General features: G+C 70.6%; 15 protein-coding genes and 1 pseudogene. 10 read left to right on the top strand and 6 right to left on the bottom strand.

Annotation, left to right across the window (positions count from 1 at the left end):
- Positions 1 to 256 precede the first annotated feature (256 nt).
- Positions 257 to 439: a RidA family protein gene (locus tag ACZ4S3_RS22435; protein WP_467937021.1), complete on the bottom strand. Its 183-nt coding sequence runs from the start codon at positions 437 to 439 to the stop codon at positions 257 to 259.
- Positions 440 to 572: 133 nt separating this feature from the next.
- Here ACZ4S3_RS22435 and ACZ4S3_RS22440 point away from each other — a divergent pair, with 133 nt between their 5' ends.
- The 7 genes and pseudogenes from ACZ4S3_RS22440 (at position 573) to ACZ4S3_RS22470 (ending at position 5,579) form a co-directional block, all read left to right on the top strand.
- Positions 573 to 1,085 carry a MarR family winged helix-turn-helix transcriptional regulator gene (locus tag ACZ4S3_RS22440; RefSeq protein WP_467936841.1) on the top strand — a complete coding sequence of 171 codons (513 nt, stop codon included), beginning with the start codon at positions 573 to 575 and terminating at the stop codon, positions 1,083 to 1,085.
- Positions 1,076 to 2,356, top strand: a complete 1,281-nt coding sequence (locus ACZ4S3_RS22445; RefSeq protein ID WP_467936843.1) for an MFS transporter — start codon at positions 1,076 to 1,078, stop codon at positions 2,354 to 2,356. The genes ACZ4S3_RS22440 and ACZ4S3_RS22445 overlap by 10 nt, the downstream gene beginning before the upstream one ends.
- Positions 2,357 to 2,481: 125 nt before the next feature.
- Entirely contained in the window at positions 2,482 to 2,868 is a 387-nt protein-coding gene (locus tag ACZ4S3_RS22450; RefSeq protein ID WP_467936845.1) for a barstar family protein, read from the top strand.
- A 139-nt stretch (positions 2,869 to 3,007) separates the two neighbouring features.
- A complete protein-coding gene (locus tag ACZ4S3_RS22455) occupies positions 3,008 to 3,316 on the top strand; it encodes a hypothetical protein (protein WP_467936847.1) in 309 nt (102 codons plus the stop codon).
- Positions 3,317 to 3,563: 247 nt separating this feature from the next.
- A pseudogene (locus ACZ4S3_RS22460) lies at positions 3,564 to 3,740 on the top strand (carboxymuconolactone decarboxylase family protein); the annotation flags it as partial.
- 159 nt (positions 3,741 to 3,899) lie between these two features.
- On the top strand, positions 3,900 to 4,856 hold the full coding sequence (gene sigJ / locus ACZ4S3_RS22465; RefSeq protein ID WP_467936849.1) for an RNA polymerase sigma factor SigJ: 957 nt from the start codon (positions 3,900 to 3,902) through the stop codon (positions 4,854 to 4,856).
- A gap of 108 nt (positions 4,857 to 4,964) precedes the next feature.
- The gene (locus ACZ4S3_RS22470) at positions 4,965 to 5,579 is read left to right on the top strand and encodes a hypothetical protein (protein WP_467936851.1); all 615 of its coding nucleotides are present in this window, start codon (positions 4,965 to 4,967) and stop codon (positions 5,577 to 5,579) included.
- A 114-nt stretch (positions 5,580 to 5,693) separates the two neighbouring features.
- Here the strand turns inward: ACZ4S3_RS22470 and ACZ4S3_RS22475 are convergent, their stop codons facing one another.
- Together ACZ4S3_RS22475 and ACZ4S3_RS22480 are read right to left on the bottom strand one after the other, a co-directional pair.
- A complete protein-coding gene (locus ACZ4S3_RS22475) occupies positions 5,694 to 6,053 on the bottom strand; it encodes a GntR family transcriptional regulator (RefSeq protein WP_467936853.1) in 360 nt (119 codons plus the stop codon).
- A gap of 1 nt (position 6,054) precedes the next feature.
- The gene (locus tag ACZ4S3_RS22480; RefSeq protein WP_467936854.1) at positions 6,055 to 7,074 is read right to left on the bottom strand and encodes a DUF1648 domain-containing protein; all 1,020 of its coding nucleotides are present in this window, start codon (positions 7,072 to 7,074) and stop codon (positions 6,055 to 6,057) included.
- 216 nt (positions 7,075 to 7,290) lie between these two features.
- On the opposite strand from ACZ4S3_RS22480, the gene ACZ4S3_RS22485 reads away from it, so the two are divergent.
- Positions 7,291 to 8,820, top strand: a complete 1,530-nt coding sequence (locus ACZ4S3_RS22485; RefSeq protein WP_467936856.1) for a helix-turn-helix domain-containing protein — start codon at positions 7,291 to 7,293, stop codon at positions 8,818 to 8,820.
- A gap of 78 nt (positions 8,821 to 8,898) precedes the next feature.
- On the opposite strand, the gene ACZ4S3_RS22490 is transcribed toward ACZ4S3_RS22485, so the two are convergent.
- On the bottom strand, positions 8,899 to 9,699 hold the full coding sequence (locus ACZ4S3_RS22490; protein ID WP_467936857.1) for a VOC family protein: 801 nt from the start codon (positions 9,697 to 9,699) through the stop codon (positions 8,899 to 8,901).
- A 195-nt stretch (positions 9,700 to 9,894) separates the two neighbouring features.
- Complete coding sequence (locus ACZ4S3_RS22495; protein ID WP_467936859.1) at positions 9,895 to 11,028, bottom strand: acyl-CoA dehydrogenase family protein; 1,134 nt, start codon at positions 11,026 to 11,028, stop codon at positions 9,895 to 9,897.
- A gap of 280 nt (positions 11,029 to 11,308) precedes the next feature.
- Between ACZ4S3_RS22495 and ACZ4S3_RS22500 the strand changes: the two genes are divergently transcribed.
- Positions 11,309 to 12,916 carry an AMP-binding protein gene (locus tag ACZ4S3_RS22500; RefSeq protein WP_467936860.1) on the top strand — a complete coding sequence of 536 codons (1,608 nt, stop codon included), beginning with the start codon at positions 11,309 to 11,311 and terminating at the stop codon, positions 12,914 to 12,916.
- A gap of 4 nt (positions 12,917 to 12,920) precedes the next feature.
- Positions 12,921 to 13,766, top strand: a complete 846-nt coding sequence (locus tag ACZ4S3_RS22505) for a PaaX family transcriptional regulator (RefSeq protein WP_467936862.1) — start codon at positions 12,921 to 12,923, stop codon at positions 13,764 to 13,766.
- Between the two features lie 20 nt (positions 13,767 to 13,786).
- Here the strand turns inward: ACZ4S3_RS22505 and ACZ4S3_RS22510 are convergent, their stop codons facing one another.
- On the bottom strand, positions 13,787 to 14,554 hold the full coding sequence (locus tag ACZ4S3_RS22510) for an HAD family hydrolase (RefSeq protein WP_467936864.1): 768 nt from the start codon (positions 14,552 to 14,554) through the stop codon (positions 13,787 to 13,789).
- Positions 14,555 to 14,813 lie beyond the last annotated feature (259 nt).

Here is a 14,813-nt window from a genome sequence, read left to right on the forward strand (position 1 = left end):
CGGACCGGACCACGGGGGACATCCCACGAAAAGGCTCATCGGATGGAACCTCGGGATCACCGCTCCGAGGATCACCGCTCTGAGGATCACCACTCTCGCGCTCTTCTCGGCGACAGCGGCATGCAGCCACCCGCACATCCAAAGCGCCTACGGCATCCGGAACGAAGGACTCACGGCGTGGGCGCAGCGGCCAGGCACAGCGGCCAGGCACAGCACCTTGACCGACCTCAGCGAAGAGTGAATGCCTGGACGGCGTTCACGCCTCGGCCGGGACCACGGCCAACGCATCAACCTCGACCCGGAAGGCCGGATTGACCAGCCCCACCACCTGCACCAGCGAGCAGGCCGGCGGACGGGCCGCGTCCTGGCGCTCATCCCGCACCCGGCGAAACGCCGGCAGATCCCGCAGATCGGTCAGGTACACGGTCAGCTTGACGATGTGAACCTACCCGCGGCCAACCTGCGAGGGGGGCCCTCGAGCCTGGGACAGGGCCATGAACACCGAAGCGACCCCCACCACCCACCACCCATCAACCCAACAGTGCTTATATAAGCACTGTTACGATGCCCGCATGGCCAAAGACCACTCCCGCGCCGCCTCACTCGATCCCACCCAGCACAGTCGCTGGCGGCCGCTGCGGCTTCTTCAGGCATCGATGGACGCGGACATCGACCGGATCTACTCCGAGGGCCGGATCGAGGGACTCAAGCCGAGCTTCGTCATGGAGTTGCTCCGGCTCCATGCCCGCGGGCCGATGACCATCACCGAACTGGCCGAGTCGGTCGGCCGGACGCATTCGGCACTCAGCCAGAAAGTGGCCGCGATGCGCGCGGCCGGCTGGGTCCAGACCGTGGCGGGCGACGACGCACGCAGCAAGAAGGTGACACTCACGGACGACGCCCGCCGCATCGCGGGCCGCCTGGCCGCGGAATGGCGTGCCACCGAGGCCGCCATCGCCGATATCGAGGCCGAGATCCCGTATCCGCTCACCCGGGTGGTCACCGACATCGAAGGGGCCCTGGAACGCAAGAGCTTCCACGACCGGATCGCCGAGAAGCTGGCGGAAGACCCCGCATGGGAGTGAGACACGCCCTGCTCGACGTCACCCCGCTGCGGTCGTCACCAGCGTTCCGACGACTGTGGATCGGCCAGACCCTCTCCGGGTTCGGCAGCCAGATGACGCTCGTGGCCATCATGTTCCAGGTCTGGCAGACGACGAGGAGCACCGCATGGACCGGCGCCGTCGGCCTGGCCCAGGCGGTTCCCCTCGTCGTGCTGGGACTGTTCGCCGGAACGGTCGTCGACTGTGTGGACCGGCGGAAGTTCTACCTGATCACGACGAGTGGGCAGGCGGTGTGTTCACTCCTTCTCGCCGTACAGGGCTTCCGCTTGCTCGGAGACTTCCCGGCCGCGGGTGTGCTGGCGCTGGTCGCGTGCCAATCCTGCTTCGTCGCCGGCGGCGGCCCGGCGGCCCGGACGTTCCTCCCCCGCCTTCTGCCCGAGCACCAACTGGCCGCCGGGCTGACGCTGAACCGGATCGCCTTCCAGGGCGCCATGCTGCTGGGACCGGCTCTCGGCGGGCTGACCCTGGCCGGGCTGGGTGTCGGCGGCTGCTATCTGACGGATGCGCTCACCTTCGCTGCGGCGTTCTGCGGTGCGTTCGGATTGCCGCGGATGAACCCTGACAACGAGTCGGCTCGGCCTGGTCTGCGCGGCGTCTCGGCCGGCCTGGCCTTCGCCGGCCTGGCCTTCCTGGTCCGCACTCCGGTCATCCGCGGAGCGCTGCTCACGGACCTGGCGACCACCGTGCTGTCGATGCCGATCAGCCTGTTTCCCTTGATCAACGCAGAACGGTTCGGTGACAACCCCCGCACTCTCGGGCTGTTCCTGACCGCCATCGCGGTCGGCGGCGTCGCCGCATCCCTCTTCTCCGGGACCTTCACCCGGCTCTCCCGGCCCGGCCTGGTCATGCTCGGCGGATCGGCCACCTGGGGTGCGGCACTCGCTCTGTTCGGCCTGTCGCCCGACCCGTGGTCCGGGCTGGCCTTCCTGGTTCTGGCCGGCGCCGCCGACACCGTTTCCGTGGTGTCCCGGAGCACCCTCGTCCAGCTGCACACGCCGAGCGAGCTGCTCGGCCGCGTCAGCGCCGCCGAACAGATCGCCGGACGGGCCGGGCCGGACCTGGGCAACCTGCGCGGCGGTCTCGTAGCGGACGCGACGTCCGGCGCGGCGGCCCTGGTCAGCGGTGGATTGCTCTGCATCGGCGCCGTCGTGCTGGTGTCGGCCACCACGCCGGGCCTGCGCTGGTTCCGCGCACTGTCTCCTCACCGGGCGGCAGCACCAACTGGCCAGTAGGGGTTGGCTCGCGGCTTGGTTGGGCGCTCGGTTCGCGGCTTGGTTGGGGGCCTGGTTGGGGCCGAAAGCCAGGTGCGGCGAAAGTCAGGTGCCGTCGCGCCGCTCCCGCCCTACGATCCGCTCCCATGACGACGCCTTATGTGCTCGACGGCAGGCTGATCCACACCCTGGAGGACTTCTGGCGGGTGATGGGCGAGGCGGTCAACGGTCCCGGCGGCTACTTCGGAACGAGTCTCGATGCCTTCGCCGACTGTCTCAGCGGTGGGTTCGGTGCACCCGACGATGCCGATTTCACCGTTGAGTGGCGCGATCACGCGTCGTCGCGGCGGGATCTCGGACATCCGGAGACGGCCCGCCAACTGGAGATCCGGCTGGGGCGCTGCCACCCCGCAAATCGCCCTCGGGTGGCGGAAGAACTGAACGCCGCCCGAGCGGGGCGCGGCGCGACGGTCTTTGACTGGCTGGTCGAGATCTTCGAGGACAGAGCCCCTGGGACGTTACGGCTGTGCTGAACCCAACGGTCCGGTGACCGGCGACCGGTGTCACTGCCACGGGCACGGCGCGCCCCGGCGGGTCGACCTCGGCCTCACAGCTGGTCCGATCAGGTCAGCCGGGGCGTGACGGGCACGCGGAACGGTCATTCCTCCGGTCATGAAGAAGACCGTCATCACCGCAGCCCTGGCGCTCTCCGCCGTCGTACTGGCCGGCCCGGCGCACGCCGACACCGGCCCCGGGGCGATGCCGAATGTGAAGGGCAAGGGCCTGGTCACCGCGTACCAGGAGCTGCACTACAACACCAGCGTCCGCTTCAAGGACGGGCTCGGCAGGGACCGCCATGTGCTGTGGCCCGCCTCCTGGAAGGTCTGCCACCAGCAGCCGGCCCCGGGGGCCCGCATGGACGAGCTGAAGATCACGCTGACCGTGGTCAAGAAGGACGAGAAGTGCGGCAAGGTGGCATAGCGGAATCGGCGACCCGGTGGGGGAACGAGGCCCGTGCGGCGTCACGGGTCAGGGCCCGGATCTGCCGCTCTCCGGCTCCGGCGCTCCGCCGAGGACCGCCCTCCGCGGGCCCGTAGGGCGCCGCCCCGTCACGTTCTCCCGCCGGGATCCGTCAGTGCGGTGACGGATGACATCAAGCAACGCACGAGACGCGGGGAAGCAAGGACACCAAGGAGAGCAAGGGGAGCACTGATGCAGGCACGTATGCGGTGCGCTGAGCGCCAAGAAGTCGGGGGAGACCGATGAGCGGCTGCACGCCGTGGCCTCGTGGCGGGAGGCGCCGTACTTCACCGATGATCCGCAGCTCGCCGCCGTGACCCTGATGATCGGCGTGACGAACCTCTTCAACCGCCTCAACGTCACCACTCGGCAGGTGGCGGGCGTGACCTGGTGGTCCGCCGGCTGGTTCGTTCGCCTGGTAGTCCGCCTGCCAGTTCGCGGGAGTCCGGTTCGGACGGCGTGATCATCCGCCAGGATGGGGTGACCGCGCCGGCCTGGGACGCCTTCATGTCACATGGGCCGGGGCTCGTTCGTCACTGCTGTGATGGACCGCAACGGAGGAATGTGCGCGATGGACGAGATCGGCAAGCAGACCGGCAACGGGGACGAGAACGAGGAGTTGGCCAAGCGGTTCGAGGAGAACCGCGGCCATTTGCGGGCGGTCGCCTACCGGATGCTCGGCTCGCTGACCGAAGCGGACGACGCCGTACAGGAGAGCTGGCTACGGCTCAGCCGCTCGGGAGCGGACGGCGTGGCGAACCTGGGCGGCTGGCTGACGACGGTCGTCGGGCGGGTGTGCCTGGACATGCTGCGCACCCGCAAGGCTCTGCGTGAGGACTCGCTGGACGCGCACGTTCCCGAGCCGGTCATCAGCCGCGAGGAGGGCATCGACCCCGAGCAGGAGGTGTTGCTGGCCGACTCGGTCGGGCTGGCGCTGCTCGTCGTCCTCGAAACGCTGGCCCCCGCCGAGCGGCTGGCGTTCGTCCTGCACGACATGTTCGCCGTCCCCTTCGACGAGATCGCCCCCATCGTCGAACGCACCCCGGCCGCCACCCGTCAGCTCGCCAGCCGCGCCCGCCGCCGGGTCCAGGGCACGGCCCCGGCACCCGACACCGACCTGCCCCGCCAGCGGGAGGTCGTCCACGCCTTCCTCGCCGCCTCCCGTAACGGCGACTTCGATGCACTGCTCGCGGTCCTCGACCCGGACGTCCTGCTGCGCGCCGACGTCGGCACGGTGTCCCCGAGGCTGTCGAAGGTGGTGCGCGGGGCGCGGGCGGTCGTGGAACAGGCGCTCATGTTCTCCCAGTACGCCCATTCCGCTCAGCCGGCGCTGGTGAACGGCGCGCCGGGCCTCGTCACGGTATGGGAGGGCCGGGTGTTCTCCGTCATGGGGTTCACGGTCACGGACGGCAAGGTCGTCGAGATCAATATCCTCGCGGATCCGGCGCGCCTGGAACGGCTCGATGTGACGGCTTTCCGGCCCGACAACTTTCTGACCTGACGACTTTCTGGCCTGACGGCTCCCAAGGCCGGCGACGGCGGGCATCGTCGATCCCGCTACCGCCCAAAAGACCGCCGCGGGCCCGGTCCGGGCGGCGACAATGCGGGTGTGCTGATCATGGAACCCGTACTGGAAACGTCCGAGGCCACGGCCGACTTCACGCTGTGGCCCCTGGCAGAATCGCCGCCCGCAGAAGGCTTCCTGGCCCTGACCGGCGGGCTGGGCGTACGGGAAGTGGGTACGGCGATGGCCGTGTTCGCCGCCTACAACGGTGCGCTGTGCGATGAGGACGAGCCGCCCGCCCAAGACCCGGCTGAGGTGATGCGGCGGCTCGTGGCGTCCGAATGCCTCATCGCTCCGGGCGGCATACGCATTCACGACTCCGCCACCGGCACCATCCTCCTCAACCCGGGCTGTTGCTTCGGGCTGGAAAGCTGGCGGGACTGGCTGGAGTTGACTCAGGGGAAAACCCCCTGGCTCGGCCATTCCCCCGAGCCGGATATCGACCGCCTCTTTCTCGCCTCGCGCTCGTTCCTCCATGATCTGCCGGATCTGCTGAGCGATGCACAGGAAAAGCTGCTGGAATTCCTGGGGCGGGTCGAGCGGTGGGCGGAGCGGTATGCGCCGTCATACGCCGCTGCTTTGGTGGCCAAGCTGGACGAAGAGCTGGGGGCCGGCGGGCCGTTGGTGCCGGAAGCGCGGCCACGGGAGGAACGCCCGTAGTCCCGCAGGTCGGCGCACCGGGCGGCGTGGGAGGGACGCCGTGCAGGGCCGGCCGACGGAACGCGGCTCGCGACGGGTTACGGGGACGGCGGCCCGGTCCTTCCGCCCCGCCCCTCATCTCCCCGTCAGCCCCACCCGCACCACCGTCACGATCTCCTCGTCCGAGAGCCCCAGTTGGCGTGCCTCGGCGATCAGCCGGTCGGCGGTCTCGCCGAGGCGGGCGCGGGCGGGGGATGCGGCGCCGGTGACCACCGCGCCGCGGCCGCGGCGGAGTTCGATCAGGCCCTCTTCCTTGAGGCGCTGATAGCCGCGCAGCACCGTATGGACGTTCACGCCGAGGGACGCGGCGAGCGCGCGGGCGGCCGGCAGTCGCTCCCCCGTGTGCACCGAGCCGTCGGCGATGGCGCCGCGGACCGAGGCCGCGATCTGGTCCCCCAACGGGACGGCGGAGCCGGGGTCGACCCGGAAAAGCACCTCAGCCTCCTTGCCGTACCCGCGCGCGGTCGAGATAGGTATTGAACAGTGCGGCGGCGGTGGCCGCGTCGTCGACCGTCACCACGAACTCCCGGCCATTGGTGAGCCGGAGCACCAGCCCGTCACCCGAACGGAGCACCAGGCCGCTGCGGCCGGACCGGACGCGATAGCCCCAGCCACCGAAGTCGGCGAACGGATCGATCTTCCGGCTGGTGGCCTCCTCGACCCGGTCCAGCGGGATGCGCCGGAAAGGGTACGGCACCAGCGTCGAGGCGAGCGCCAGTCCGCGCCGGTCCACGGTCACCCGGACGGAGGCAATCGCCCCGATCACCGGAGCGCCGATGAAGAGTCCGACCGCGGCGAGCCAGTCCAGCGTGAAACCGACCACCACGGAGGCGCCCAGCATCACCACACCCATGAGGGCCAGCAGCGGTGAACTGACGGAATGCGACCAGCCGGCCGTCTCGCCGCGCGCCAGGGCGAGCCGCTGCGCGTGCCCGACGGGCCGCTGGGACGTCGGCCGCTGGTCGGGGCCGGCGAGCAGCCAGCCGACCGCGCCGCACAGGAGGGCCCCGGCGATCGCCACCGCCGCCTGCCACGCCGGAAGCCGTACGTCCGCCGCGTCCGTGACACCGGCGTTGTCGAGCAGTGTCAGGCAAGCCAGGTAGCCGAACAGCGCGGCGATCCCCCATCCGACGGCTATCGCCCAGCGGGTGCCCGGTGCGGTACGGCGCAGATGGACGAAGACTCCCAGGCCGATGCCGAGGACGAGGAGCTCGATGAGCACCCAGGTCAGAAAGCCGTGGGTGGAGGAATATCCGTCGGTGCGGCCGTCGGGCCCGCCGAAGTGGGTGGCGAGGGGTTCGGGCAGCCGGTCGGACACCCCTGCATAGATGCCCGCGGTGGACGCGACGGCCGCGACGAAGGGGAATGCGGCCAGCCAATTCCGTAACGGACCGGCCGGGGTCTTGGGCGAAGCCGAGGACGACGTCGACGTCTTCTTGGCCTTCGTGGCGGCCATGGCAACCTCCAGTGGTGATTGTTCGCATAGTAGTAGAACAACCGGAAGAGAGGGAACGCAAGGGCGCAGGTGAGGGCGGGAGAGGAGGGGAGACGGCGTGACACATCTGGAGCCAACAGGCGATAGCGGAAAGGAGCATGATGTGTCGGGCATGACGGAAAAATGCGACAAGCGTCAATACAGGCATCCATCTCATATCTGAGATACGGTCAACCCATGGCAGACGACTACCTCGTACGCATCGGCAGGCTCATCCGTGACGCCCGACAGCACCGGGGCTGGACACAGACGCAGCTCGCGGACGCGCTCGGCACCAGCCAGAGTGCGGTGAACCGCATCGAACGCGGCAACCAGAACATCAGCCTTGAGATGATCGCTCGCATCGGTGAGGCTCTGGACAGTGAAATCATCTCGCTCGGCTACGCCGGGCCGATGCATCTGCGGGTGGTCGGCGGCCGCCGGCTGTCCGGCAGCATCGACGTCAAAACGAGTAAGAACGCCTGTGTTGCGCTGCTTTGCGCCACGCTCCTGAACGCCGGCCGGACAACTCTGCGCCGAGTGGCACGCATTGAGGAGGTCTACCGCATCCTCGAGGTGCTGGGCAGCATCGGCGTCCGCACCCGCTGGATCAACGACGGCAACGACCTGGAGATCATCCCGCCGGCCGAGCTCAACCTCGACGCGATGGACACCGAGGCGGCCCGCCGCACCCGCAGCGTCATCATGTTCCTCGGACCGCTGCTGCACCGGATGGACCACTTCAAGCTGCCGTACGCGGGCGGTTGCGACCTCGGGACCCGTACCGTCACGCCCCATATGACGGCACTGCGGCACTTCGGGCTGGAGATCACCGCGACCGACGGCACCTACCTCGGCGAGGTCGACCGCAGCGTCGCCCCCAAGCGCGCGATCGTCCTGACCGAACGCGGCGACACCGTCACCGAGAACGCCCTGCTGGCCGCCGCCCGCCACGACGGCGTGACCGTCATCCGTAACGCCTCCTCCAACTACATGGTCCAGGACCTGTGCTTCTTCCTGGAGGAGTTGGGAGTCAAGGTCGAGGGCGTCGGGACGACCACGCTCACCGTCCACGGCGTCGCGCAGATCGACCGGGACGTGGACTACGCGCCGTCCGAGGACCCGGTCGAGGCAATGAGCCTGCTGGCTGCGGCGGTTGTCACCGAGTCGGAGCTGACGATCCGCCGAGTGCCGGTGGAATTCCTGGAGATCGAGCTGGCCGTCCTGGAAGAGATGGGCCTCGACCATGAGCGCAGCACGGAGTACGCCGCCGACAACGGCCGCACCCGGCTGATCGACCTGACCGTACGCCCCTCCAAACTCCAGGCCCCGATCGACAAGATCCACCCGATGCCCTTCCCGGGCCTGAACATCGACAACGTCCCCTTCTTCGCCGCCATCGCGGCCAGCGCCCAGGGCCAGACCCTCATCCACGACTGGGTCTACGACAACCGCGCGATCTATCTGACGGACCTCAACCGCCTGGGCGCCCAGGTCAAACTGCTCGACCCGCACCGTGTGCTGGTCGAGGGCACCACCCGCTGGCGCTCCGCGGAAATGATGTGCCCCCCGGCCCTGCGCCCGGCCGTCGTCGTCCTCCTCGCGATGATGGCCGCCGAGGGCACTTCGGTGCTGCGCAACGTCTATGTCATCAACCGCGGTTACGAGGATCTCGCGGAGCGGCTGAACTCCATCGGCGCGCAGATCGAGATCTTCCGGGACATCTGATCCGACGGCCCCGGCCCGCGAGAGAGCGGGGGCCGGCCGCGCCGCCGGCCCCCGCTCCCCGCTCCCCGCCCCCGGCGCTCAGGCCGCGGCTGCCTGGGGCGTGAGCACCACGAACTCCGCGCCTGCCGGGTCGGTGCACACGGCCAGCCGGCCGACGCCCTCGGCGGTCTCCGGGCCCATGGAGACGCTTCCGCCGTGACGGGTCACCAGGCCGACCGTGGCATCGCAGTCCGCGGAGCCGAACACCGGGTGCCAGTACGGCCTTCCGCCGCCCTTCAGGAGATCGGCCGGGACGCCCATGATGCCGCCGTGCATCCGCTCCTCGCCGCAGCCCTTGGGGGCGATCAGGGTGTAGGTGCCGCCGCCACCGGGGAGGGCCATGTCCTGCGTGGTCCAGCCGAATATCGACTGGTAGAAGGCCTGCGCGGCGGGCGAGTCGGTGGTGTAGAGCTCGATCCAGCCGAGGCTTCCGGGACCGTCCGTCATCTCGAGGCCCGGGTACCTGCCGGGCTGCCAGATGGCGAAGTGCGCGCCCTGAGGGTCGGTGACCTGGGCGAACAGGCCGTCGGTGTCACCGACCTCGGACGGTGCCGTACGGACCGCGCCGCCGGCCTGCTCGACCGCCTTGACCGTGGCATCCGCATCCGGGGTGTTGAAATAGACGGTCCAGGCGGAGCGGGCGCCTTCCTCGGTGACCGGGCCGACCGCGCCGACGACCTTGCCGTCAAGGCGGAAGAGGGTGTACCCGCCCGCATCCTCGCTGTAGGGCGCGGCCTGCCAGTCGAACACGGCGCGGTAGAAGGCCTCCGCGGCATTGACATCGGGGCTGCCCAGATCGAGCCAGCACGGGGAGCCGGGGACGAAGTTAGTGGTGATCATGGCGGGCCCTTCCCTTCGCAATTCCCATTCCACGGTGACCAGTCCATCGAGTCCGTCCCGTCCGCGATGTGCGGTGCCCGGTGTGCAGCGCACGGTGTCCGGTCCGCGGTGCTCGTGCCGCGGGGTGCCGGCCGCTGTTTGCCACCCGGTATCCAGCCTGACATCCGCCACTGACAACCGCCCGTCGGCCGGTGCTCAGGCCCTGGTCCGGTACAGCTCCTTGGCGATGATGGAGCGTTGTACCTCGGTGGCACCCTCGTAGATGCGCGGTGCGCGGACCTCGCGGTAGAGGTGTTCGAGGAGATGGCCGCGGCGCAGGGCGCGGGCGCCGTGGATCTGGACGGCCGTGTCGACGACGTACTGGGCGGTCTCGGTCGCCAGCAGCTTGGCCATGGCCGAGCGGCGGGCGATGTCGGGGGCCGCCGTGTCATATGCGGAGGCGGCCGCGTACACCAGAAGGCGGGCGGACTCGACGCGGGTGGCCATCTCGGCGAGCTGGTGGCCGACGGACTGCAGGTTGCGCAGCGGGCCGCCGAACGCCGTCCGCGCGCCCGCGTGCGCCACCGCCGCGTCCAGCGCGGCCTGCGCCATGCCGACCGCGAAGGCGCCCACGCTCGGCCGGAAGAGGTTCAGGGTGGCCATCGCGACGCCGAATCCACCGTCGACGGAACCCAGCACATCCGCCCTGGTCACAGGCACCCCGTCGAAGACCAGCGTGCCGATCGGGTGCGGGCTGAGCATGTCCAGGTGCTCGCCGGTCAGGCCCGGCCGGTCGGCGGGGACCAGGAAGGCGGTGACGCCCCGGGCGCCCGCCGCGCCGCCGGTGCGGGCGAAGACGGTGGCGAAGTCGGCCTCGGGGGCGTTGGAGATCCAGCACTTCTCGCCGGTCAGCCGCCAGCCGTCGGGGCCGTCCGGCTCGGCGGCCAGGGACAGCGCCGCGGCGTCCGAGCCGGCGCCCGGCTCGCTGAGCGCGAAGGCCGCCACCGCCCGCCCGGCGGTCACCTCCGGTATCCACCGGGCACGCTGGGCCGCGGTCCCGGACTGCGCCACGGGGTAGGCACCCAGCCCCTGGAGCGCCAGCGCCGTCTCTGCCTCCGTGCACTCCTGGGCGAGGGATTCCCTCAGCAGGCACAGGTCCAGGGCGCGCAGAGCCCCTTCGGCGGGGAACAGGCGGCGCAGCAGGCCGAGTTCGCCGAGCGCGGCGACCAACGGGCGGTTCACCCGGCCCGCTTCCCCCTTCTCCGCCAGCGGGCGCAGCCGCTCGGCCGTCACCGCGCGCAGTTCGGCGCACCAATCCTGTTCGTCCGGTCCCAGCGCGAATACGGTCACGCGGCGGCTCCCTGGTAGCGGTCTGCCGATATCGCGGCCTAGGTACCGCGTATCGCGATCTGTTGACTGCCGTCACGAACACGTTACGCTGACGAAGGATCCGTACGGCAGTCCCTGAGCACCTCCCGAGTACCTCCTGAGTACCGCCCGAGCACTCCCGAGCACTCCCTCAGCAGTCCGCAACCCGGCCTTCGCCCGGTTCCCGTACCAGGCCTCCACAGTCCCCCATCCCTCCCCCGGCCGCTCGCCGGCCGCCTCGCCGCCAGGGGGCGCACCCGCCATGGAGCTACGGTCCTCGGCCCACGCCGACACCTTCGCGCGCGACCGGCTGCCGCCCCGCGAGCAGTGGCCGCACCTGACCGACCTGGGCTATCCGGACCGGCTGAACTGCGGCGCCGAGCTGCTCGACGCCACCATCGAGCGGCTGGGCCCGGACCGGCCCGCGGTGCGCGATGCGAGCGGGGTGGTCTGGACGTACGGCCGGCTGCGGGAGCAGGTCGATGCGATTGCCCATGCCCTGACCGGGCAGCTGGGCGTGCTGCCCGGCAACCGGGTGCTGCTGCGCGGCCCGACGTCGCCGTGGCTGGCCGCCTGCTGGCTGGCGGTGATGAAGGCGGGCGCGGTGGCGGTGACCGTACTGGCCACCCAGCGTCCGGATGAGCTCGCCACGATCTGCGGGCTGGCGCAGGTGCGGTATGCGCTGTGCGATATCCGCTGTGTGGACGACCTGGTCAAGGCCGAGGTTCCGGGGCTGCGGATCACCGCGTTCGGCGGGGACGGCCCGTATGACCTGTGGCAGCTCGCGAAGCCCGGAGCGGGGCCGTACGAGGCCGTCGCCACCTCGGCCGACGACGTCGCGCTGATCGCCTTCACCTCGGGTACCACCGGCCGCCCCAAGGGCTGTCTGCACTTCCACCGGGACGTGCTGGCGATCGCCGACACCTTCTCGGCGAAGGTGCTGCGCCCGGAGCCGGACGACATCTTCGCCGGCAGCCCGCCGCTCGGCTTCACCTTCGGCCTGGGCGGCCTGGTCATCTTCCCGCTGCGGGCCGGCGCCTCGGCGTTCCTGGCCGACTGGGGCGGGCCCGAGCGGCTGCTCGCCGATATCGCGGAGCACCGGATCTCGGTCCTGTTCACCGCGCCGACCGCCTATCGGGCGATGCTGCCCAAACTCGCCGAGTACGACGTCTCGACGCTGCGCCGCTGTGTGGCGGCCGGTGAGAATCTGCCCGCCGCGACCTGGCAGTCCTGGTACGAGGCGACGGGCCGGCGGATCATCAACGGCATCGGGGCCACGGAGCTGCTGCACATCTTCATCTCCGCCGCCGATGACGCCATCCGGCCCGGCACCACCGGGCTGCCGGTGCCGGGGTTCGAGGCGCGGGTGGTGGACGCGGGCGGGGTGCCGGTGCCGGACGGCGAACCGGGGCTGCTGGCGGTGCGTGGCCCGACCGGGTGCCGCTATCTTGCCGACGCCCGGCAGAGCGAGTACGTACGCGATGGCTGGAACCTCACCGGCGACACCTACATCCGGGAGCCCGACGGCTACTTCCGCTATGTCGCCCGCGCGGACGACATGATCATCTCGGCCGGGTACAACATCGCGGGGCCGGAGGTGGAGGACGCGCTGCTGCGGCACCCGGATGTGACGGAGGCGGCGGTGGTCGGGCGGCCCGACGGGGAGCGCGGGGCGGTGGTCGTCGCGCATGTGGTGCTGCGGGACGGCGTCCCCCACGGGGAGGACACCGTCGCGGCGCTGCGCGCCTTCACCAAGTCCCGGATAGCACCGTACAAATGCCCGCGCGAGATCGTCTTCCACACCTCGCTGCCGCGCACCCCCACCGGCAAGCTCCAGCGCTTCCGCCTGCGCGGGACCGCTCTAGAGTGACCCGGTGAGTGACCAGCAAGCGCAGCGCACCCCACGGTCCTTGATCGTCACGTTCTACGGCGCCTACGGGCGCGGCGGCCCCGGCGACCAGGGCGGCATCACCGGTCCGGTGCCGGTCGCCGCCCTGATCCGGCTCCTGGGGGTACTCGGCGTCGATCCGCCGTCGGTGCGCTCCGCCGTCTCCCGGCTCAAACGCCGCGGCCTGCTCGTCGCGGAACGCACGGCCTCCGGTGCGGCGGCGTACGGCCTGTCCGAGGCCGCCCGCCAGCTGCTGGAGGACGGTGACCGGCGGATCTACGAGCGGCCGGCCGCGCGCCTGGCCGACGGCTGGGTGCTGGCCGTCTTCTCGGTTCCCGAGGAGGAGCGGCACAAGCGCCATCTGCTGCGTTCCCGGCTGGCCCGGCTCGGCTTCGGCACCGCCGCGCCCGGCGTCTGGATCGCGCCCGCGCACCTCTACGAGGAGACCCGGCACACCCTGGATCGGCTCCAACTCGCCTCGTACGTCGATCTGTTCACGGGTGCGCATGCGGGCTTCGAGCCCACGGCACAGGCGGTGGCCCGGTGGTGGGATCTGGACGCCATCGCCGCGCAGCACCGCGCCTTCCTGGACGGCCATGAGCCGGTGCTACGGCAGTGGCAGCGTCGGCGCACGGTGCCCCCGGAGGGGGCGTACCGCGACTATCTGCTGGCGCTGGACGCCTGGCGCCGCCTGCCGTACGCCGATCCCGGACTGCCCTCTCCCCTCCTGCCCGAGGGCTGGCCGGGCGGGCACGCGGCCGAGGTGTTCGGCCGGCTGCACACCAAACTCCGGACGGCGGGCGCCCGTTACGTGCGGGAGGCGACGGACTGAGACGCCGGGCTCCAGGGGCTTCAGCGACGCCGCGGCGGCCCCGCCATCGCGGCGGCCGAGCGCGGCCGGGCGGCGGCGATCACGGAGACGACATCCTTGAAGGAGCTGCACATCCGGGTGCCGGCGACCCCGGCCAGCTCGCCGAACTTCCCGACGCCGTACGTCACCGCGACCGGCTCCATGCGCGCGGTGACCGCCATCCGCATGTCCCCCACGGTGTCCCCCACATACGCGCTCTCCCAGGCCGCGACCCCCAGCCGGCCGGCCGCCCGCAGCACCATCTCCGGGTGCGGCTTGCCGCGCCGGACCATGTCCTGCCCGATGACCGGGCCGACCAGGTCGCGGATGCCCATGACGTCGAGCAGCGCCTCGGCGCTGCGGGTGGTCTTGGAGGTGGCGACGGCCAGCTCGACGCCGTGGGCGCGCAGCGCGGACAGCCCCGCCGTGACGCCGGGGAAGAGCAGCTGCGGTCCCTGACACAGGACTTCGTAGGAGAACAGCTCGCGGTAGCGGTTGATGGCGGCCTGGACCCGGCCGTCGTCCTCAGGCTTGCCCAGCAGCCGGCCGAAGGCGGTGCCCGGGGGCTTGCCGATGGCGGCGACGGCCTGGCGTGCGGTGACCGAGCAACCCTGCTCCGAGGCGACTTTGACGAGCAGTTTGCTGATCGCGGGGAGGGTGTTGGCGAGTGTCCCGTCGAGGTCGAAGACAGCGGCCCTGATCGTCTCGCCGCCGGCGGCGCTCCGCACACCTCTGACGGGACGTTCGCGGAGTTCCGTGGATACACGCATGGCTGGAGACCTTTCCGGATTCCGGTGGATGCAGTGGCTCGGGTGGGGTGCTGGTTCGGCTTGCTCGAACGGCCTGCGGTCGACGGCGGACAGGGGCAGAGGCGGTCTCGTCATGGCGGACCGCCGTCCCAGCGGTACGCGACAGTCGATGCGGCTCATCGGAAGAGGATGTCCCGTTTATCGCCTCAGGAGATTTAAAAACCGTCCGCGCTGTTTGTCAATGTGCCTCCGTCACGGCTCATGGGTCGACACGACCACC

The organism is Streptomyces sp. NPDC028368, from assembly GCF_055565615.1.